The 20,151-nt window shown below is 64.1% G+C and carries 23 protein-coding genes; 13 read left to right on the top strand and 10 right to left on the bottom strand.

The annotated features are described in order from the left end of the window. On the top strand, positions 1–784 hold a 784-nt coding region (locus CVM52_RS15135; RefSeq protein ID WP_100163321.1), incomplete at its 5' end, for an OmpA family protein. A 424-nt stretch (positions 785–1,208) separates the two neighbouring features. On the opposite strand, the gene CVM52_RS15130 is transcribed toward CVM52_RS15135, so the two are convergent. Further along, positions 1,209–1,655, bottom strand: coding sequence for an Lrp/AsnC family transcriptional regulator (locus CVM52_RS15130; RefSeq protein ID WP_100163320.1), 447 nt, complete (start codon positions 1,653–1,655; stop codon positions 1,209–1,211). 106 nt (positions 1,656–1,761) lie between these two features. Here CVM52_RS15130 and CVM52_RS15125 point away from each other — a divergent pair, with 106 nt between their 5' ends. Then, positions 1,762–2,355, top strand: a complete 594-nt coding sequence (locus CVM52_RS15125; protein WP_100163319.1) for a LysE family translocator — start codon at positions 1,762–1,764, stop codon at positions 2,353–2,355. Positions 2,356–2,819: 464 nt separating this feature from the next. Here CVM52_RS15125 and CVM52_RS15120 read toward each other — a convergent pair whose 3' ends face one another. Beyond that, positions 2,820–3,224 (bottom strand): MerR family transcriptional regulator, encoded by a 405-nt coding sequence (locus CVM52_RS15120; protein WP_100163318.1) that lies wholly within the window; start codon positions 3,222–3,224, stop codon positions 2,820–2,822. A 130-nt stretch (positions 3,225–3,354) separates the two neighbouring features. Between CVM52_RS15120 and CVM52_RS15115 the strand changes: the two genes are divergently transcribed. From CVM52_RS15115 to CVM52_RS15100, 4 genes are all read left to right on the top strand, one after another. Continuing rightward, positions 3,355–3,954, top strand: coding sequence for a cation efflux transmembrane domain-containing protein (locus tag CVM52_RS15115; protein ID WP_306372761.1), 600 nt, complete (start codon positions 3,355–3,357; stop codon positions 3,952–3,954). Then, complete coding sequence (locus CVM52_RS15110) at positions 3,954–4,223, top strand: helix-turn-helix domain-containing protein (protein ID WP_100163316.1); 270 nt, start codon at positions 3,954–3,956, stop codon at positions 4,221–4,223. The genes CVM52_RS15115 and CVM52_RS15110 overlap by 1 nt, the downstream gene beginning before the upstream one ends. Positions 4,224–4,774: 551 nt before the next feature. Beyond that, entirely contained in the window at positions 4,775–5,299 is a 525-nt protein-coding gene (locus CVM52_RS15105) for an EF-hand domain-containing protein (RefSeq protein ID WP_172721014.1), read from the top strand. A 290-nt stretch (positions 5,300–5,589) separates the two neighbouring features. Continuing rightward, positions 5,590–6,360 carry an SDR family oxidoreductase gene (locus CVM52_RS15100; protein ID WP_100163314.1) on the top strand — a complete coding sequence of 257 codons (771 nt, stop codon included), beginning with the start codon at positions 5,590–5,592 and terminating at the stop codon, positions 6,358–6,360. A gap of 183 nt (positions 6,361–6,543) precedes the next feature. On the opposite strand, the gene CVM52_RS15095 is transcribed toward CVM52_RS15100, so the two are convergent. After that, entirely contained in the window at positions 6,544–7,167 is a 624-nt protein-coding gene (locus CVM52_RS15095; protein WP_205964962.1) for a GyrI-like domain-containing protein, read from the bottom strand. Between the two features lie 348 nt (positions 7,168–7,515). Here CVM52_RS15095 and CVM52_RS15090 point away from each other — a divergent pair, with 348 nt between their 5' ends. Together CVM52_RS15090 and CVM52_RS15085 are read left to right on the top strand one after the other, a co-directional pair. Further along, positions 7,516–8,703 (top strand): DUF3500 domain-containing protein, encoded by a 1,188-nt coding sequence (locus tag CVM52_RS15090; protein WP_240620976.1) that lies wholly within the window; start codon positions 7,516–7,518, stop codon positions 8,701–8,703. Then, positions 8,700–9,257 carry a hypothetical protein gene (locus CVM52_RS15085; protein WP_100163312.1) on the top strand — a complete coding sequence of 186 codons (558 nt, stop codon included), beginning with the start codon at positions 8,700–8,702 and terminating at the stop codon, positions 9,255–9,257. Before CVM52_RS15090 ends, CVM52_RS15085 begins: the two co-directional genes overlap by 4 nt. Before the next feature lie 383 nt (positions 9,258–9,640). Here the strand turns inward: CVM52_RS15085 and CVM52_RS15080 are convergent, their stop codons facing one another. Further along, positions 9,641–10,546, bottom strand: a complete 906-nt coding sequence (locus CVM52_RS15080; protein ID WP_100163311.1) for a LysR family transcriptional regulator — start codon at positions 10,544–10,546, stop codon at positions 9,641–9,643. Positions 10,547–10,767: 221 nt separating this feature from the next. Here CVM52_RS15080 and CVM52_RS15075 point away from each other — a divergent pair, with 221 nt between their 5' ends. Then, positions 10,768–11,115, top strand: a complete 348-nt coding sequence (locus CVM52_RS15075) for an antibiotic biosynthesis monooxygenase family protein (RefSeq protein WP_100163310.1) — start codon at positions 10,768–10,770, stop codon at positions 11,113–11,115. Between the two features lie 23 nt (positions 11,116–11,138). Here CVM52_RS15075 and CVM52_RS15070 read toward each other — a convergent pair whose 3' ends face one another. Continuing rightward, positions 11,139–11,684, bottom strand: coding sequence for a CHAP domain-containing protein (locus CVM52_RS15070; protein WP_100163323.1), 546 nt, complete (start codon positions 11,682–11,684; stop codon positions 11,139–11,141). A gap of 198 nt (positions 11,685–11,882) precedes the next feature. Further along, positions 11,883–13,910: an NADPH-dependent 2,4-dienoyl-CoA reductase gene (locus CVM52_RS15065; RefSeq protein ID WP_100163309.1), complete on the bottom strand. Its 2,028-nt coding sequence runs from the start codon at positions 13,908–13,910 to the stop codon at positions 11,883–11,885. Between the two features lie 171 nt (positions 13,911–14,081). Between CVM52_RS15065 and htpX the strand changes: the two genes are divergently transcribed. Both htpX and CVM52_RS15055 read left to right on the top strand, forming a co-directional pair. Beyond that, the gene (gene htpX, locus CVM52_RS15060; protein ID WP_100163308.1) at positions 14,082–14,966 is read left to right on the top strand and encodes a zinc metalloprotease HtpX; all 885 of its coding nucleotides are present in this window, start codon (positions 14,082–14,084) and stop codon (positions 14,964–14,966) included. Positions 14,967–15,036: 70 nt separating this feature from the next. Beyond that, entirely contained in the window at positions 15,037–15,519 is a 483-nt protein-coding gene (locus tag CVM52_RS15055; RefSeq protein WP_100163307.1) for an RNA pyrophosphohydrolase, read from the top strand. A gap of 2 nt (positions 15,520–15,521) precedes the next feature. Here CVM52_RS15055 and CVM52_RS15050 read toward each other — a convergent pair whose 3' ends face one another. Genes CVM52_RS15050 through nth form a run of 3 tightly spaced genes read right to left on the bottom strand, consistent with a single transcriptional unit; the run spans position 15,522 to position 17,751 of the window. Continuing rightward, a complete protein-coding gene (locus tag CVM52_RS15050; RefSeq protein ID WP_240620975.1) occupies positions 15,522–16,124 on the bottom strand; it encodes a GNAT family N-acetyltransferase in 603 nt (200 codons plus the stop codon). After that, positions 16,121–17,110, bottom strand: a complete 990-nt coding sequence (locus CVM52_RS15045) for an adenosine kinase (RefSeq protein ID WP_100163306.1) — start codon at positions 17,108–17,110, stop codon at positions 16,121–16,123. The genes CVM52_RS15050 and CVM52_RS15045 overlap by 4 nt, the downstream gene beginning before the upstream one ends. Continuing rightward, entirely contained in the window at positions 17,107–17,751 is a 645-nt protein-coding gene (nth, locus tag CVM52_RS15040) for an endonuclease III (protein WP_100163305.1), read from the bottom strand. Before nth ends, CVM52_RS15045 begins: the two co-directional genes overlap by 4 nt. Positions 17,752–17,959: 208 nt before the next feature. On the opposite strand from nth, the gene CVM52_RS15035 reads away from it, so the two are divergent. Beyond that, positions 17,960–18,811 carry a methylated-DNA--[protein]-cysteine S-methyltransferase gene (locus CVM52_RS15035; protein WP_100163304.1) on the top strand — a complete coding sequence of 284 codons (852 nt, stop codon included), beginning with the start codon at positions 17,960–17,962 and terminating at the stop codon, positions 18,809–18,811. A 132-nt stretch (positions 18,812–18,943) separates the two neighbouring features. After that, the gene (locus CVM52_RS15030) at positions 18,944–19,600 is read left to right on the top strand and encodes a YiaD family glycine zipper/OmpA-like lipoprotein (RefSeq protein ID WP_100163303.1); all 657 of its coding nucleotides are present in this window, start codon (positions 18,944–18,946) and stop codon (positions 19,598–19,600) included. A 3-nt stretch (positions 19,601–19,603) separates the two neighbouring features. On the opposite strand, the gene CVM52_RS15025 is transcribed toward CVM52_RS15030, so the two are convergent. Beyond that, on the bottom strand, positions 19,604–20,151 hold a 548-nt coding region (locus tag CVM52_RS15025; RefSeq protein ID WP_133119856.1), incomplete at its 5' end, for an NAD(P)/FAD-dependent oxidoreductase.

The following is a 20,151-nucleotide window of genomic DNA, read 5'->3' as shown; positions in this document are numbered from 1 at the left end:
GGGCGCGCTGCCGGTGCGCCAGGTCGAGGGGCGCGTGCTGCGCCAGAGCTGGCGGCTGGCGGCGCAGGGGCAGACCACGCTGCAGATCCTGGCGCCGCTGCGCGACCAGCTTGAGCGCGCTGGGTTCACGATTGTGCTGGATTGCAAGGACAGCGAATGCGGCGGCTTTGACTTCCGCTTTGCCACCGAGGTGGTGCCGGCGCCGGACATGTATGTCGATATCCGCGACTATCGCTTTGTCTCGGCCACCGGACCGGCGGGTGCGGCGGTCAGCCTGCTGGTCAGCGGCGACCGCAACGCCTCGTATGTGCAGGTGATCTATGTGACACCGGTGAAGGCGCCCGCCGCCGCGCCCAGTCCGGAGCCGGAGGCACCGGCGCCGGCGGCCGGGGATGCGGCCGAAGCCGGCGGCCTGGCCGCAACGCTCACCGCGCAGGGTCACGTGGTGCTGCCCGATCTGTCATTCGCCTCGGGCGCCGATGCGCTGGATCCGGGCAGCTATGCCTCTCTGAACGCATTGGCGGCCTATCTGGTGGCGCATCCCGAGATCGTCATCGCGCTGGTTGGCCATACCGACAGCATCGGCGACCTGGCGCAGAATATCGCCCTGTCGAAACGGCGCGCGGAATCGGTCCGCGCGCGGCTGGTCGAGGCCTATGGCATCGACCCCGCGCGGGTGCAGGCCGAGGGCATGGGCTATCTCGCGCCCATCGCCTCGAATCTCAGCCCCGCCGGGCGCGAGGCCAACCGCCGGGTCGAGGCGATCCTGCTGTCGGGCAGTTAACCTGGGGCGGTTGCACGGCGGCGCCGTTTTGCCGAGGGAAGGGGGGCGGAGGGGGCGTGCCGAGCCCTTATCGGCGCTCCGATCTCAGCCCTGCGCGGAATAAAGGGCCGCAGGCCCGCCGCGCATCGCCGGGCCGCCCCCGGGCCCGGCGATCTGGTCAGGCTGGCTCAGAGCTGTGAGGTGTTCGGATTTGGCGGGGATAAATCGAGGGATTCCGCCGTCAGGATCGCCGCGCCGCGGCCCGGCGCTGCGCGGTTTGTCGCTGAAACCCGCACATCCGCTTTGTCCGCTCAGCCGACCTTGGCGCGATATGGGGTTCAGGCCCTTTTGACTGGAACGGTCGAATGGCCGTTTCGAGGTCTTCCACGACATTCGGCGGCACTTGGATTCAGGCCTACGGCCAAGGCCGTCTCGCTTGTTCAGTTTAAGTGGCGCGCTCGTCTTTGGGCGATCCCATCACGATGTATGACGTGATTGCATTGACATGGGATTGGGTGCCCAAGACTTCCGTATGGAAGCGCTTGTATTCTGAGAGATCGGCGCTCTCGACGCGGAGGAGATACTCGAAAGACCCAGCTACGTTATGGCACTCGACGACTTCTGGCGCGACTGACATGGCGCGCTCGAACCCCTCCTGCGCCGCCTTGGTATGGGAGGAGAGGCCGACCATGACATAGGCGGCAAAACCGCGACCCATGCGCTCGGGGCTGGTCACGACCCTGTAGCCCCGGATCACGCCTGTTCGCTCGAGTTCCTGAACCCGCCTCAGGCACGCCGAGGGAGACAGGCTGACCCGTTCAGCCAGAGCGACATTGCTGATCCGGCCGTCACGCCCCAGCTCGCACAATATTTTCTGGTCTATAGCATCCATGAGGCGACAATCGTTGTGCAGATAAATCTGAGGATAGAATATTAGACGACATATTGCGACCTCCCCCCGCTATCGTTGCATCCAAGCAGAATAGGGGGCACGACCCATGAGTTTCGCTATCCTGACCGCCCTTCTGGGCTTCGCCTTTGTCGCGACCGTTACACCTGGGCCGAACAACCTGATGCTGATGGCGTCTGGTGCGAATTTCGGTTTCCGACGGACCCTGCCGCACATGCTCGGAATCGTTGGAGGCGTATCGGTCATGGCTCTCCTTGTAGGCGCGGGGCTGATGGCGCTGTTCGACGCCGTGCCCGCGCTGAACCTGGTTTTGAAGGCCGTTTCCGTTGGCTACCTGCTTTGGCTTGCATTCAAGATCGCTACGGCCGCTCCGGTGGAGGAGAAGGACGCGGACAGCCGTCCGATGACCTTTCTTCAAGCGGCGACTTTTCAGTGGGTGAACCCCAAGGCCTGGACCATGTGCCTGTCTGCTATCACACTCTACGCGCCCGACCGTTCGCTTCTGTCGGTGGCTATCGTGGCCGGTGCGTTCGCGCTCGTCTGCCTTCCGGCGATCTCGGTCTGGGCATGGTTCGGGACTGTGGTTCGGCAATGGCTGTCGAACACCACCCGGCTCAGGGCCTTCAACATCACCATGGCGGCTTTGCTGGTGGCGTCGCTCTATCCCGTGCTCGGTCTCTGAGCGTGAACGTGGTCGTTGCCAAACTCGGTTCCAGCAAGATGCGATTGAACTGGCTGTAGAGTTGCTGTTGCGGTCCGCCTTGTCTGCTTAGCCGACCTCGGCGCGCTCTAAGTCTCGGGAGTATTGCCATGACCGATCGAGTGGCGGTTTCGAGCCCTTATCGGCGCTCCGATCCCAGCCCTGCGCGGAATAAAGGGCCGCAGGCCCGCCGCGCATCGCCGGGCCGCCCCCGGGCCCGGCGATCTGGTCGGGCTGGGTGCAAAGCTGTGAGCGTTTCGGATTTGGCATGGATTAATCGCGGGATTCCGCGGTCAGGAGCGCCGCGCCGCGGCCCGGCGCTGCGCGGCGTGTGACCGAAGCCCGGCTTTTCGCCTAAGCCGCTCAGCCGAGCTTGACGCGCCTTGGGGTCTCGGGGGTTTTTGACTGGAGCGGTCGGATGCCCGGTTCGAGTCCTGACCGGAGCTTCAACTGCGGTCCAAAGCCTCGATGATGCGGCAGTTGGATATCGTCGTGCCGCCCTCGCATTGCGCTCCGATCCTGCGGAGTTCTGCGGCGAGAGCTTTGAGATCGGCAATCTTCGCCTCGACCTCGGCCAGATGCAGGCGTGTCAGATTGTCCACGTCATGGCACGAATGCTGCCGATCCGAGGATAGCGCGGCCAAATCGGCAATCTGGTCCAGAGAGAACCCAAGATCGCGGCAGCGCCGCACGAAGCGCAATCGATCAAGATGCGCCTTGGTATAGACGCGATAGTTTGCGGCGCTGCGTTCGGGTTCGGGCATCAGGCCGATGCGCTCGTAATAGCGGATGGTTACCACCTTGGTGTCTGTCAGGCGGGCCAGGTCCCCGATGCGATAGGTCTGTGTCATGGGCTTGACCCTATAGTTGCTATAGACCTTAGATATGAGGGCAACTGGATCAGAATGCGAGTCGATCATGCCCTGTTGCTCCTCCGATGCCTGCGCTTCGCCTGCGGGATCGTCCCACCGTTTCCGCCGCGTGCTCTGGATCGTGCTGGCCATCAATGCCGGAATGTTCCTGGCCGAGATCGCGGCCGGAATGCTTGCAGGCTCGGCTGCGCTTCAGGCGGATGCGCTCGATTTCCTCGCGGATGCCGCAAATTATGCGATTAGCTTGACGGTGTTGGGGATGACCCTGCGCTGGAGGGCGGGCGCGGCTTGGGTCAAGGGCGCATCGATGGGGCTGTTCGGTCTATGGGTCATGGGCACCGTGGTCTGGCATGCCGTGAATGGTTCGGTCCCGCATGCGCCAACAATGGGTGTGGTGGGCACCTTGGCGTTGATCATGAACGTGATCTGCCTTGTGCTGTTGACCGCGTTTCGGGACGGCGACGCGAACATGCGCTCGGTATGGATCTGCTCGCGCAACGATGTGGCTGCCAATCTTGCCGTGCTGCTGGCCGCACTTGGGGTATTTGGCACCGGCACGGGCTGGCCGGATTTCATGGTCGCCGTACTGATGGCGGGGCTTGCTCTGCACGGCGCCGCCCAGATAATGCGTGATGCGACGCGCGAATGGCGCAGTGCATCCACGATGATCGTCCCCGTCCTGCGGGCTGCCAAACAAGGAACCCAATAATGTTCACCATCCAGCCCAAACGCCTGACCGAGATCCGAAAGGCACGCGGCGTGGGCCGTCCGCGCCTTGCCAAACTGTCCGGATTGACCGAACGGCAGATCGCGCGGCTCGAAGGCGCGATCCCGTCGAAAGGGATACATACCGAGGACACGATCCTGCGGCTGGCGTCGGCGCTTCAGGTTCGCCCTGAAACGCTGACGAGCACAGAGGCTCTGACGAGTGAGGATTTCCTGGTGGTCCCACAGTCGCGCTGCTGCAGCCGGTGCTGATCGAAGCAACAAGCTGCTGGGGCTGAAGTTTCCCGTGAACGGCAAACCTCCGCTCCGTCCGCATGGCCGACCTTGGCGCGCTCTAGGGGCTCGGGGGATATGACAGGAACAGTCGAATGGCCGTTTCGAGCCCTAGCGACGCTCCGATCTCAGCCCTGCGCGGAGTAAAGGGCCGCAGGCCCGCCGCGCATCGGCGGGCTGCCCCCGGGCCCGGCGATCTGGTCGGGCTGGGCGCAGAGCTGTGAGCGTTTCGGATTTGGCCGGGATTAATCGAGGGATTCCGCGGTCAGGAGCGCCGCGCCGCGGCCCGGCGCTGCGCGGCTTGTGACCGAAGCCCGGCTGTTCGCCTTGGCCGCTCAGCCGAGCTTGACGCGCCCTAGGGTCTCAGGGGTTTTAACAGGACCGGTCGAATGACCGTTTCGAACCCATAATGTCGATGTCGCATTGTTCATGAACGAATGCTGCGGAAAACCCCACCATTTCGCGACGGAATCCAAACCCTGCTACGTAAGTATAGACAGAACAAAGCCACCGGATACTGGAGACACCTCATGAAAATCTCCCCCCTGAAAGCCGGCCTATGCGGCGTGATGATTGCACTGAGTGCAGGCGTTGTGACGATCTCGGTGGCGCAGCAAACCCACCCAAGTCAAGCGGACGCATTGGCCGATGGCCCGCGCGTTCCTGGCCCCTACGGCCCTTTAAGCGCATCCGATGCGAATAGGGATGGTCAGGTTACTCTGGCCGAGATGGAGAATTTTGTTGCGATGGGGCCAGAGCGTCAGGTCGGCATGGTTGCTTACTTCGATCAATACGACACGGATGCCGATGGCGCTTTGACAGCAAACGAGCTTGCCGTGGTTGATCCTCCTTATGCGTTTGATGGCAGTGATCTTGACGCCGATGGGGTCGTCATGCGCGAAGAGGTTGAGGCATATGTGTCCGAGCGGCTCTATCGGCAAATGAGCCTTCTGGACTTTTTCGAACTTGTCGATACCGATGACAGCGGGATCGTGACCGAAAGCGAGATGACTGCGGCACAAAACGAAGGTCTTTTGCCCGTCGAGGACATCTGAGACTGGCTGCTTGCCCTTCGATAAAGGTCAGAAAAAACCTCCATTGGCCGATACACAACGAATTGGGGTTTTGTCCGCTCAGCCGAGCTTGACGCGCCATAGGGTCCAGGCGCTTTTGACTAAAGCGGTCGGATGCCCGTTTCGACCCCCAAGTGATGGATGCTGCACTATTCAAGTGATGGATGCTGCACTATTAATGAGCGTCGGCTTTGGAAGCAGGCATAACGGTTTGAGGTTCAGAGAAGTGCCCTTTATGCAATATCAACACAAGACGTATGCATGGGGGAACAATGGTCGATCCCAGAAAACGGGTACTGGTTACCGGAGGAGCCGCCGGAATAGGGCGCGCTATTGCAGCCAGGTTTCTTGCTGAAGGTGCCCGTGTCGCCATCTGCGATGCGGATCGCGGCGCGGTGGAGGCATTCGCGTGTGAGTTCCCTGACGCGATTAGCGCAGCCGCCGACGTCACGTCAGAACAAGAGATGGCGACGTTTCTTGAGGAAGTAGAAGCCGTTTGGGGGGGCGTGGATGTGGTCTGTGCCAACGCAGGCACAGGTGGGCCCGCAGGACCAATCGAAAACCTGTCCTACGCAGAGTGGCAGCGCTGTATCGCCACCAACGTGCATGGCTGTTTTCTCACCTGCCGCTGGGCGGCGCGGCTTATGAAGTCTCAGGAAAGCGGACTGATCGTCATGACCTCATCCACAGCGGGGATCATGGGATACCCCCTGCGCTCGCCCTATGCCGCGGCGAAATGGGCGGTCGTCGGGATGACGAAAACGCTCGCCATGGAACTTGGACCGTTCGGTGTTCGCGTGAACGCTGTTTGTCCGGGGGCCGTTGAAGGGCCTAGAATGGAGAGGGTCATCGCCAACGAAGCAGCTGCGCGGGGCGAAAGCGAAGAAGCTGTGCGCCAATCCTATGTAACCGGCGTGTCGATGAAGACATGGGTTCAAGCCGAGGACATTGCCAACAGCATATTCTTTCTCGCGTCAGATGCAGGCCGAAAGATCTCCGGGCAAATACTTGCTATTGACGGTCACACGGAGACCCTTGCGTAAGGGAGAGCTCTAGACTTTCAGTCACTCTTCAAAACCTCTTTCGCAATGCGTCCAGACCGTGGTTCTGTCCGAGCGGGGGGCGTAAACGCCGCTTAGCCGAGCTTGGCGCGCCCTGGGGTCTTGGGGGTTTTGACGGGAACGGTCGGATCACCGCTTCGAGCCCAAACCGACCATTCTCTGACCTTACATTTCACTTGGCCGCACCGGCTGGCGCAGAACGGTCTTCAAGCGGTCGGGTGCGACCCGGCGCGGATCACTGATGTAGATTTCGTGATGCGGCCCGTTAAAGGTGAGGTCGCTTCGCGGCATGATCTCGTCGTGAAGACGCGCCAGCGTTGGTCCCTCGTCGTCATAACTTCCGATATGCATCGTCTGCAGGCATCGTCCCTCGGCAAGCGATGCAAGACGGGAGGTCTTGGGGGCGGAGCCAAGCTTTTGGGCCGCTTTATCTCTTGCGGTGCAGAACATCTCTTCGGTGACGAAGTCGGGTACCAGGATCATCATCGTCCAACTCCATCGGTCTTTGTTCCGAAGGATGAAATCCGCGGGATCTTCGGCCCACCATAATCCTTCCAGCGGTGGAACGACGTAATCGCGATCAAATTCGTTCTTGGCGGCGAACTTCATGGCATAGCTGACCGTGTAGAGCCATTCGAGAGCCTCGCGATAGGAGGTGACCGTGTTTGGGTCGCCATTGCCGTCAACCATGACGAAGCGCATTGCAGGGACATCTACCTCAACGAAGTCCCCGACAGGCGGTTGGAAAAGGGTCTTCCGTTCCTTTTTAAAGTCAATTTTCTTGGCCACGATCACCTCCCGCGGTTGCAATCTCAGCAAAGACCATCTGTTCAGAAAGTCAACGCTGACACCCAAGGACTGCATCGTCCGCTTAGCCGAGTTTGACGCGCCCTGGGGTCTAGGGGGGGCAGGACCGGTCGAGTGGCCGCTTCGAGCCCATATGGCGGATGCCGCGCCGCGCCCGAACGGTGGATTCGGTGGACCCTCTGGCGATGTTCGCTTGCCGTTCCTCTCCGACCTGGGCAGGCTCAAGGAGCCCGTGGTGTCCTTTGTCGATGGCCGGGCATCCGCTTGCCTTTCTCCTTGGTTCCCCTGATGCTTGGGGCTGAATACAGTGACAATACAAGTGGATCGCCCATGTCTCGTCGTCTTGAGCTCGCCGGAGCCGCTGCGCTGGCCGCCCTGCTGGTCTCACCGGTCTTTGCGCAAGGCCACGATGGCCCGCCGCCGGGCGCTGGCGGCCCGCCGCCGATGTCGAAGGAGGATCAGGCGCTGAGCGAAGCCCTTCGGGCGCGCATGGGTGACACCAGTACCCTGATGGAAAGCGTGCCGATCCCCGCGAGCGCCGTCGAGTGCGGAGACACGCCGGGATACGGGCGGATGCTGTGCTTGATTGATCTGCTGAAGGCCGACGTGTCGGAGGATATCCTCGAACACTTGCAAGTGGACTATTCCCGCACCGAGGCGGAATACTGGAGCAACCTGCCTGCCGGGGCCTTTCCGAAGCGACCGGGCGTATTGCTGGGCGAGTTGACCACCAAACAACGCGGGTTGGTCAAGGCGATCATGATGGAAGCCACAAGCGGTGAAATCGACGAAGGCTGGGACGAAATGATCCAGACCCTGAACGCCGATGACTACATCAACACCGTTAGCACCGACTACAAGGTCGGGTATTCCTCCTTCAACACCAAGTTTGCCTTGCTGGGCACACCCGGGCCGACCGGCGTATGGGAACTCTACTATGGCGGCCACCACATGGCCTTCGCCAACACCTATGTCGACGGCAAGCTGGCGGGGGCCACGCCGTCCTTCCGCGGCGTCGAGCCCTTCCCCTATTTCGAGATGAACGGCCGGGTAAACCAGCCGCTCACGCAGGAACGCGATGCCTTTGCCACGCTGCTCAGCGCGCTGTCGGAGGATCAACGCGCAGTTGCCGAACTGGAAGGAACCTACCGCGACATCCTTGCCGGGCCGCAGGCCGATGACGCGATCCCGGACAGCTTCGAAGGCTTGCCGGTCTCTGAATTGGACACGGAGCAGACCAATCTGCTTCTGACCGCAATCGAGACCTATGTCGGCGATATTTCCGAAGCCGAGGCCGCAGCCTACATGGAAAAATACACATCCGAACTTCCCGAGACCTATCTCGGCTTCTCGGGCACACCGCAGCTGAGCGCGGAAGACGACTACGTCCGGCTGCACGGGCCGTCGCTCTGGATCGAGTTCTCGCTGCAATCCAACAAATCCACCGAGAAGGTCGGGAACCACCCGCATTCGGTCTGGCGTGACCTGACGGACGACTACGGCGGACAGACAAAGTGATCTTGCGGTCCAGCCTGTTCGCCCTTGCGTTTCTGGTCGGCAGTATCGGGAGCGTTCTGGCGCATGCCTTGCCGGGCAGCGTTCTTTTGCTGCGGCAGCAGGGGGCCACGTTGCAACTGACGGTCCAGTTTCCGGTGGAAGACCTGATCATCGCGGCGCCCGAACTTGCAGCGTTGGAGAAGATGGCGGCAGACCAACCCTTGCCGCAGGAATTCGCAGCGGCGCTGACGCGCTATCTCGGGCGCCATCTTTCAGTTACCGAAGATGGTGTCCCCTTGACCCTGAAAATGACCGATGCGCGATTGCAAGCCGCATACCACGACCATCTCGGTCACTTCGCCTTGCTCGTCAGCCAGTGGCAGATGACGGGCGTCCGAAGGGATGCGACGCCTCTGGTGCTGACATACGACGCTGTGATGCACGAGGTGCGCAATCACCGTGCCACGGTACAATGGATTGAACAGAACGGAGATTTGCGCCCGATTTCAGAGTTCGGTTACTTTGACGCAGCCGATGGCATTCCGCTCGACCCGCGCCCGGTCGGGCAGCAGTGAGCGACGCCCGAAACCCTGATCCGTCGTCCTTTGAAGACACATGAACCAAGAGCGAACGTCAAGCCGAGGTTGGGCGTGTTTGGCCCGCCCAAACGGACTTTGGTGCAAGGTACCGCGAATGTCTGCATAGTCCGCTTAGCCGAGCTTGAAGCGCCCTCGGGCCCGGCGATCTGGTCAGGCTGGGCGCAGAGCTGTGAGCTGTTCGGATTTGGCCAGGATAAATCGAGGGATTCCGCCGGTAGGATCGCCGCGGCCCGGCGGTGCGCGGCCTGTGTCCGAAACCTAAACCTCCGCTTCGTCCCACCCCCCCCCGCAACAAAAAGACCCCCGCAACCTGGGTTGCGGGGGAGGTTGGGTTGCCAAGGGAAGCAACATGAAAGCGGTTACCAGTCGTCGGGGCCCTTGTCGGCAAAGGCGTTGACGAGGAAATCGATGAAGGCGCGGACCTTGGGCTGGGTGAAGCGGCCCGGCGGGTAGACGGCATAGATGCCCTGGGTTTCGACCGGCAGCGTGGGCATGGCATATTCCACCAGCCCCTTCTCCATCGCGTCGGAGAACAGGAAGCTGGGCAAAAAGGCGATGCCGAGGCCCGAGATCGCCGCGTTCAGCAGCGATTGGCCGTCATTGACGCTGAGCCAGCCGGCGGTGCGGACCTGGCGTTTCTCGCCCGAGGGCGCGGTCAGCTTCCAGACATTGCCGGAGGACTGGTTGGAATAATGCAGCAGCTTGTGCTCGTTCAGGTCGTCGATCTTCTGCGGTCGGCCGTATTTGGCGAAATAGGCCGGGCTGGCGATCATCGCCTTGGTGGTCTCGGTCAGCTTGCGGGCGCGCAGGGTGCTGTCTTCCAGCTCGCCGATGCGCACGGCCATGTCGAAGCCTTCCGAGATCAGTTCGACATAGCGGTTGTTCAGCACCATGTTCACGGTGATCTCGGGGAATTCGGACAGGAATTCGCTCAGCACCGGCGACAGGTGATTGACCCCGAAATCGGTGGCGACCGAGATCCGCAGCAGGCCCGAGGGCGCGGATTGCATCGAGGTGACCAGCGCGTCGGCCTCGCCGGCATCGTTCAGCACCCGGCGGGCACGGTCGTAATAGGCCAGGCCGATCTCGGTGGGGCTCACCCGGCGGGTGGTGCGGTTCAGCAGCCTGGCACCCAGCCGCGCCTCCAGGCTGGAGACGTGTTTGGAGACGGCGGATTTGGAAATGCCCATCTTCTTGGCCGCATCGGTGAATCCACCCTGATCCACCACATTGGCAAAGGCTTCCATTTCAGTCAGACGGTCCATACCATTCCCCGGCGGTGCGTTTAGGTCTTGTGGTTCGTTATTCGGTCCAATCTGGGCAAGAACGGGGCGAGGTTGAGATAATATCGGGGTTTTGTGCGGATCGTTGAAGGCGCGGAAACGCGGCCGGGCGGGGTCTGTGCGTTGGCGCCGGGCCAAAAGTTTCTTTTGCGCGAGGATCGGGTTTGGCTGAAACTGGCGTCCAAGCCAGAGGGAGGGCAGCGATGATCGCGATTATTTTCGAGGTCGAACCGGCCGAGGGCCGCAAGGATCAGTATCTCGACATCGCCGCGACGATGCGGCCGCTGGTCGAGCAGGTCGACGGGTTCATCTCGGTCGAGCGGTTCCAGAGCCTGAGCAATCCCGGCAAGCTGCTGTCGATCTCGTTCTTCCGCGACGAGGCGGCGGTGGAGCAGTGGCGGCAACTGACCCAGCATCGCCGGGCACAGGCCAAGGGACGGGGCGGCGTGTTTGCCGATTACCGGCTGCGGGTGGCGCAGGTGATCCGCGACTATGGCATGTTCGACCGTGACGAGGCCCCTGCGGACAGCGTCGCGGCACATGACGGCTGAGCGCTGGGCGCGGCCCGGCGCGGTTACTGCTCGGTGCTGTAATTGGGGTAGATGAAGCCGTCGATCGGATAGACGCGGCCGAGCGAGCCCTTGAAGCTTTCCACGCGTACGGCGGACCAGTCGTTATCTTCCGACACGTCGACCACCGCCATGTTCAGCGAGATCTCGTTAGGGCGCCAATTGGCATGATCGATGCGGATTTGGCGGTCGTCGACGATGCTGGAGACCACCGCGACATGGCCCAGCGACATGCTGCCCGAGGGGGCAAAGGCCATCACCGCGCCGACCTCGGGTTCATGCCCCTGGCGGAAGCGGTCGCCGGCCTGTGCCCACCAGGTGCGGGCGTTGCCGCGAATGTCGATGCCCGACAGGTTGCGCGCGAAGGGCACGCACCAGACGCGCTTGCCCTGGGCGCGAAGTGACTTGGCGGCCATGAAGGCCAGTTCCTGTCGTTGGGGGTCGAGCGTGTTCTGCGCTGGTTCGGTTGTGGTGCAGGCTGCGGTTGCCAGCAGCAAAGCCAGCATAATCGGCAGCGCGCGCAGCTTTGCGCATGCGTGAATGACGCCCATGTCCCGTTTCCGGTAGCTGTTGTCCCCGCCTGCCATCCCCGAGCAGACGCCGGAAACATTCCTGCAGTTTGTTACAATTTCAAAGTCTTTCGTTAACAGGTGAGCAAGATCTCGCCCATCTGCCGTATCGCCGGTGTTCAAACCGCCGTGACTCGCGCCACGGCGGCGCGGTTTGGCCGCGGAAATGGGCAGAACAGGTTACAGCGCCGCCGCCAGCCGGGTGCCCTGATTGATGGCGCGCTTGGCATCCAGTTCGGCGGCCACATCGGCGCCGCCGATCACGTGCACGTTCACGCCGGCTGATTCCAGCGCGTCGGCGAGGCTGCGTTCCGAGACCTGTCCGGCGCACAGCACCACGGTATCCGCCGGAATCAGGGTGGGGCGTTCGCGGGCCTCGCCAAAGCTGACATGCAGACCTTCGGCATCGATGCGTTCGTAATTCACCCCGCCAACAAATTGCACATCCTTCATCTTCAGCGCGGCGCGATGGATCCAGCCGGTGGTTTTGCCCAGCCCCTTGCCATGTTTGCTGGCCTTGCGCTGCAGCAGGGTGATGGCGCGCGCGGGCGCTTCGGGCTGCGGTCCCTCGGGTGCCAGGCCGCTGCGGTGCTGCGCCGGATCGGCAACGCCCCATTCCTGCATCCACAGCGGCAGATCCTCGGTGGGGCTGACGCCCTGGTGGGCGAGGAATTCGGCAACGTCAAAGCCGATGCCGCCGGCGCCGACGATGGCAACCCGCTGGCCGACCGGCTGCTTGCCGCGCAGCACGTCGATATAGCTGAGCACATGGGGCGCGTCGGCGCCCGGTATGCCGGGATCGCGCGGCAGGACGCCGGTGGCGATGATAACCTCGTCAAAGCCGTCCAGATCGGCGCGGCCGACCTCGGTGCCGAGTTTCACCTCGACGCCGCTCTCGGCCAGCATTGCGGCGTACCAGTCGACCAGGCCGCGGAATTCTTCCTTGCCGGGGATCTCCTTGGCCATGTTCAGCTGGCCGCCGATTTCGGCCGCCTTGTCGAACAGGGTGACACGGTGGCCACGCTCGGCCGCGGTAAGCGCGGTGGACAGCCCCGCCGGCCCGGCGCCGATCACTGCCAGGGTTTTTGGCGTCTTGGCCGGGGTGATCTGCAGCTCGGTCTCGTGGCAGGCGCGCGGGTTGACCAGGCAGGAGGTCAGCTTGCCGCTGAACGTGTGGTCCAGACAGGCCTGGTTGCAGGCGATGCAGGGGGCGATCCTGTGCGCCGCGCCGCGCATCGCCTTGGCGACAAAATCGGCATCGGCCAGCATCGGCCGCGCCAGCGAGACCATGTCGGCACAGCCCTCGGCCAGCACCTGCTCGGCCACCTCGGGCGTGTTGATCCGGTTCGAGGTGATCAGCGGGAGCGACACCTGGCCCATCAGTTTTTTGGTGACCCAGGCGAAGGCGGCGCGCGGCACGCTGGTGGCAATGGTGGGGATCCGCGCCTCGTGCCAGCCGATGCCGGTATTGATGATGGTGGCGCCGGCCTCTTCGACGGCGCGGGCCAGTTGCACCACCTCGTCAAAGGTCGAGCCTTCGGGCACCAGGTCGATCATCGACAGTCGGTAGATGATGATGAATTCCGGGCCCGTCACCGCGCGCACCCGGCGCACCACTTCGACCGGCAGGCGCATCCGATTCTCGTAAGAGCCGCCCCAGCGGTCGCTGCGCTTATTGGTGCGGGTGACCAGGAACTGGTTCAGGAAATAGCCCTCGGAGCCCATCACCTCGACCCCGTCATAGCCGGCCAGCTGCGCCTTGCGCGCGGCCTCGGCGATGTCGGCGATCTGCTTTTCGATTCCCGCCTCGTCCAGCTCGTGCGGGGGGAAGGGCGAGATCGGCGATTTCACCGGGCTGGGCGCGACGCATTTCGGCCCGTAGGCATAGCGCCCGGCATGCAGGATCTGCATGGCGATCTTGCCGCCGGCCTGGTGCACCCGGTCGGTGACGATGGCGTGATTGGCGACATCCTGATCGGTGGTCATCATCGCGGCGCCGGGCAGAACCGAACCTTCGAGGTTGGGGCCGATGCCGCCGGTCACCATCAGCGCCACGCCGCCGCGCGCGCGTTCGGCATAGAATTCGGCCACCCGGTTCCAATCGCCGGTTTCCTCCAGCCCGGTATGCATCGATCCCATCAGCACCCGGTTCTTCAACGTGGTGAACCCCAGGTCGAGCGGTTCCAGAAGATGTGGATAGGTGGCCATGCGTGCTCCCCTCTCTGCAAGTCCGGGGCGAGGATTGCCGCACCGGGGCGGCTTGTCACCCGGAACGCCACGTCAAAGCCAGCTTGCGGTCACGGTGCGGATCGGCGTTGCGGCGGCGTGGCGCGTGCCTATATCTGCAGAAATCCTATTTGGTGATCCGGGGTACTGACCATGGGTTATTTCAAGACGGCCCTGTTGATGGCGGCGATGACGGCGCTGTTCATGGGCATCGGGTATCTGCTGGGCGGCGGCGGCGGCATGGTGATCGCGCTGATCGTTGCGGGCGGGATGAACGCCTATACCTGGTGGAATTCCGACAAGATGGTGCTGCGCATGCACAATGCGCGGCTTGTCGCGCCGCGAGACCAGCTCGGCCTGAACGACATGGTGGCGTCGCTGGCGCGCAATGCCGGGATGCCGGTGCCGGCGGTCTACGTGATCGACGAGGCGCAGCCCAACGCCTTTGCCACCGGGCGCAACCCGCAGAACGCGGCGGTGGCGGTGACGCAGGGGCTGTTGAACAGCCTCTCGCGCGAAGAGCTGGCGGCGGTGATCGCGCATGAGCTGGCCCATATCCGCAACCATGACACCGCGATCATGACGGTGACGGCCACCTTTGCCGGCGCGATTTCGATGCTGGCGAATTTCGCGCTGTTTTTCGGCGGCTCGCGCGAGCGGATGGGCCTGGTGGGCACGCTGGCGCTGATGCTGCTGGCGCCGCTGGCGGCGGCGCTGGTGCAGATGGCGATCAGCCGTACCCGCGAATATGCCGCCGACCGGGCGGGGGCCGAGATCTGCGGCAACCCGCAATGGCTGGCCTCGGCCCTGCGCCGGATCCACAACGGCGCCGCGCGGGTCGATAACGAGGCGGCCGAGCGGAACCCGGCCACCGCGCATATGTTCATCATCAACCCGCTGCACGGGCGGCGGATGGACAATCTGTTTGCCACCCACCCATCGACCGAGAACCGGATCGCGGCGCTGAACGCGATGATGCCGGGCGCCGCGGCGCCGGCACGGCAGCCGTCGCGCGGCGGCCAGGGCCCCTGGGGCTAGGGGCGCGCGCGGGCTTGCAATAGGGCGCCGTTTCCGGCACCCCGCAGGCACAGACGCAAAGGCTGAGCAGATGACCCCGGACGAGATTGCCAAATTGCCCTATCGCCCCTGCGTGGGGGTGATGCTGATCAACCAGGACGGCCAGGTGTTTGTCGGCCAGCGCAGGGACCGCGACACCGAAGCCTGGCAGATGCCGCAGGGCGGGGTGGACAAGGGTGAAGACCCGCGCGCCGCGGCGCTGCGCGAGCTGTGGGAAGAAACCGGGGTGACGGCGGATCTGGTCGAGATCCTTGCCGAAAGCGCGGGCTGGCTGCCCTATGACCTGCCGCATGACCTGGTGCCGAACATCTGGAAGGGGCGGTTCCGCGGGCAGGAGCAGAAATGGTTCCTGATGCGCTTTCTCGGGGCGGATGATCAGGTGAATATCGAAACCGGCCATCCCGAATTCTCGCAGTGGCGTTGGCAGGCGCCGGACCAGCTGGTCGACAAGATCGTGCCGTTCAAGCGCGCGGTCTATGCCCGGGTGCTGGAGGAATTTGCCGAGCTTCTGTGAGGTCAGTCCAGCAGCGGCACATGCGGGGCGGCATCTCGCGGCAGCTGGCCGGCCAGGCGCGGATCCGGCACGATTTCGACCTCGCGCCGCGTCGGGGCAAAGCCGCTGCGGCGGTAGAACTCCAGCGCGCGGGGATGATCCAGCGTGCAGGTATGGACGTGAAAGCGGCCGATGCCAGGGGCAAAGGCGGCCGGGATCGCGTGGTTCATCAGGCAGCGCCCGGCGGTGGTGCCGGTCATCGCGGCGCTGACGCCGAAAAACGCCAATTCGCAGGCGCCCGGCTGGCGGAAGTCCAGCTCCAGCATGCCCTCGGAGGTGCCCGCGATGTCGAGCACGTAGAGATGGACCTGGGGATCCTGGATGATCACCGCCAGTTCGGCATGGGACATCACCAGCCGCGAGAACCACAGCCAGTCCTGCCCGCCGACGCGGGTGAACAGGTCGCGATACCAGACGGTGTCGGGCTGTTCGACCCGCCGGATCGCCGCGCCCTCGGGCAGCGGCGCCGGGCGCAGCGGCGCGGGCGCGCGCATTTCCAGGTGGGTCACCACGGCGGCCACCCGTCCGGGTGGCACCGTGTAGAGCCCGTCGGCCAGCCCGGTCACAGCAGGCCGGCACCGCGCAGAAGCGCCGGCATGTCGGCCTCGGGACGGGGGCCGATATGGCTGATCACTTCGCGGGCGCAGATATTGCCGATCTTGGCGCAGGTCTCCAGGTCGCGCCCGGAGGCCAGGCCGAACAGGAAGCCGGCGGCGAACTGGTCGCCGGCGCCAGTGGCATCGACCGGCACGATCTTTTCCACCGGCACGTCGATGCGGGTGTCGCCCGAGATCACCGAGACGCCGTCCCCCGAGCGGGTGCAGATCACCAGCGGGCAGATCGCGGCGGTCTTGGCGATCGCCGCTTCGACATCATCGGTTTCGAACAGCGAGCAGATCTCGGCCTCGTTGCCGATCACATAGTCGAGGTCGTGCTCGATCAGCTTGAGAAAATCGGCGCGGTGGCGCTCGACGCAGAAGGGATCGGAGATCGCGATGCCGGTCTTGCCGCCCCCCTTGCGGCAGTCGCGCGCGGCCTCGAGAAAGGCGGTTTTGCCCTTGTCCTTGTCGAACAGGTAGCCTTCGAGAAACATGATTTTTGCATTCCCGGCCACGTCCGAGGACACGTCATCCGAGCTGAGCTCGGAGGAGATGCCCAGATAGGTGTTCATCGACCGTTCGCCATCGGGCGAGACAAAGATCATCGAGCGCGAAGTCGGCAATTCACCATCGGCAATCGGCGGATTGGTGAAATCGATGCCGTTATCGGTCATCGCGCTGGCATAGAAGCGGCCCAGCGCGTCGTCATGCACCCGCCCGATAAAGGCGGTGGCCAGGCCCAGCGCGCCGGCGCCGGCGATGGTGTTGGCAACCGATCCGCCCGGCGTCTGCACCCGGCCGTTCATGGCATCGTAAAGTACCTCGGCGCGGTCGCGTTCGATCAGCTGCATGATGCCCTTCTCGATGCCCATATGGTCGAGAAAGCTGTCATCGGCCTGGCTGATGACGTCGACAACGGCGTTTCCGATGCCGACAAGATCGTAAGTTTTCATAGAGTCTTTTCCTCGTATTCGCAGAGATCGCGGATCAGGCAGGCGGCGCATTTCGGTTTGCGCGCGACGCAGACATAGCGGCCGTGCAGGATCATCCAGTGATGCGCGTGCAGCTGGAAATCGACCGGGATATGGTCTTCGATGGCGCGTTCCACCGCCTCGACCGTCTTGCCCGGCGCCAGCCCCGACCGGTTGCCAAGCCGGAAGATATGGGTGTCGACCGCCTGTGCCGGATAGCGCCACCACATGTTCAGCACCACGTTGGCGGTTTTGCGGCCCACCCCCGGCAGCGCTTGCAGCGCGGCGCGGGAATTGGGCACCTCGCCGCCATGCTGGTCGACCAGGATGCGCGACAGCTTGATGACGTTTTTCGCCTTCTGCCGGAACAGGCCGATGGTCTTGATATGCTCGATCAGGCCGTCCTCGCCGAGGTCGAGCATCTTCTGCGGCGTGTCGGCGATCTGGAACAGGGCGCGGGTGGCCTTGTTGACGCCGGCATCGGTGGCCTGCGCCGACAGCGCCACGGCGACCACCAGCGTAAAGGCGTTGACATGCTCCAACTCGCCCTTCGGCTCGGGTTCGGCCGCCTGGAAGCGCGTGAAGATCTCGCGGATGGTATGGTAATCGAGTTGCCGGGCCATTGCGCGTCTTAATGCCGTGCCCCGCGCGGGGCTTCAACGGAAAACGCCGGTTTGCGGCCGGGCCAAGAGTTTCCGGGAAACTCTTGGCAAAACTTTCCGCGAAAGTTTTGCCCGCGAAGGGATTGGGGGCGGGCGGCAATGCGCAGGTTCCGGGTCGCGCCCCGGGGCGGGGTGACGTAGATTATCCCCATCGGCAAGGAGAGGCCCCATGAACATCGCGGTCCCTGAAAACGGCTATCACTATGGCGTCATGCGCCGCGCCATCGACCTGATCGACCAGGGCGGCGACGGGCTGTCGCTGGACGCGCTGGCGCGGCAGATGGACATGAGCCCGGCGCATTTCCAGCGGCTGTTTTCGGCCTGGGTCGGGGTGTCGCCCAAGCGGTACCAGCAATATCTCAAGCTGGGCCATGCCAAGGCGCTGCTGGCCGGGCGGTTCACCACGCTGGAAACCGCGCTGGCCACCGGCCTGTCGGGCAGCGGCCGGCTGCACGACCTGTTCCTGCGCTGGGAGGCGATGAGCCCGGGCGATTACGCCCGCGGCGGCGCCGGGCTGGAGATTTTCTGGGGCTGGTTCGACAGCCCGTTCGGCCCGGCGCTGGTGATGGGCACGGAAAAGGGCATCTGCGGCATCGGCTTTGCCGCCGAGACCGGGGCCGAGGCGGCGATGGCCGATCTGCGGGGGCGCTGGCCCAAGGCCCGGTATGTCGAGGACCCGAGGATGCTGCGCCCCTGGGTGCTGAGCGCCTTTGGCGCCAGTGACGGACGGCTGACCGACACGCCGCTTTACCTGATCGGCGCGCCGTTCCAGATCAAGGTCTGGGAGGCGCTGCTGCATATCCCCAGCGGCCATGTCACCAGCTATTCCGAGATCGCCGAGGCGATCGGCCATCCCAAGGCGGTGCGCGCGGTGGGCACGGCGGTGGGGCGCAACCCGGTCAGCTGGCTGATCCCCTGCCACCGGGCGCTGCGCAAATCCGGCGGTCTGGGCGGCTATCACTGGGGGCTGCCGGTCAAGCGGGCGATGCTGGCCTGGGAATCGGCGCGGGCCGAGGCCTGAGGCGGGGTCACGATTGCGCGAAGTTCCGCCGAGCTTGCAGCGATTGCGGCTGCGCGCCGACGGATTACATGGTTTGATGCGTTAAACCCCAGTCCGGCTGAAACCGGATGCGAGCATCAGACAGGTAACGATATGACATTCAGATTTCCCGCAATCGCCGCCCTGGGTGGGCTTCTGGCGCTGGGCGCCTGCACCGATCCCGGCGGTCTGAACGATCCCAACAATCCCAACCGCAACCGCGACCAGGGGGTGCTGCTGGGCGCCGGGCTGGGCGCGCTGGTGGGCAACCTGGCCGGCGGCGATACCGAGGCGACGATGGCCGGGGCGGTGGTTGGCGGGCTGGCTGGCGGCCTGGTCGGCAACGAGCTGGACAAGCAGGAGCGTGAATTGCGCGCCAGCCTGGGCGACGACCGGGTCAAGATCACCAATACCGGCGACCGGCTGATCGTGACGCTGCCGCAGGACATCCTGTTCGCGACCGACAGTTTCGCGGTGCGCCCGGATCTGCAGGGCGATCTGCGCGCGGTGTCGCGCAACCTGCAATCCTATCCCAACTCGGTGGTGCAGGTGATCGGCCATACCGACAATACCGGCGATGCCGGCTATAACCTCGACCTGTCGCAGCGGCGCGCCGGCGCGGTGGCCAATGTGCTGATTGCCTCGGGCACCTCCTCGGCGCGGGTGGAAACCGTGGGCCGCGGCGAATCGACCCCGGTGGCCTCGAATCTCAGCCCCGAGGGGCGGGCGCTGAACCGGCGGGTGGAGATCGTCATCCTGCCGACGGCCTAGGCCCTACAGCGAGGCCGCGGGGCGGAACCCTTCGGGGATCGCGTCGCGGCCCTCGAGCACCAGATCGGCCATGACCTCGGCAATTTTCGGGGCCATGCCGAAGCCGATCTTGAAGCCGCCATTGGCGATGAACTGCCCGTCATGCAGCGGGTGCGCGCCCAGCATGGGCGCGCGGCTTTTGCTGCGCGGGCGCAGCCCGGCCCAGCGTTCGATCACCTCGGCGCCGTGCAACACCGGCATCGCCGAGGTGGCCCGTTCGATCAGCGCGTCCAGCGCCGCGTCGGTACCGGTGGGATCGTCGAAGGCGCGTTCGCTGGTCGAGCCGATGGCGACGGTGCCGTCGTCATGCGGGATGATGTGCAGCCCGTCGACAAACAACTGCGGCGCGGGGCCGGCAGCATGGTGCAGCAGCGCCGCCTGGCCCTTGACCGCGCTGCCGACGACGCGCCCGAAGGCGCGGTTCAACTCGTCCAGCCCGGACATGCCGGTGGCGTGGATCACCGCGCCCCGATCCGGCCCATCAGCGGAAATCTCGGCCCCGGCGGCGCGCA

This window comes from Pseudooceanicola lipolyticus (genome assembly GCF_002786325.1).
GTDB lineage: Bacteria > Pseudomonadota > Alphaproteobacteria > Rhodobacterales > Rhodobacteraceae > Pseudooceanicola_C > Pseudooceanicola_C lipolyticus.
This window is presented reverse-complemented; position numbering and strand designations above follow the sequence as displayed.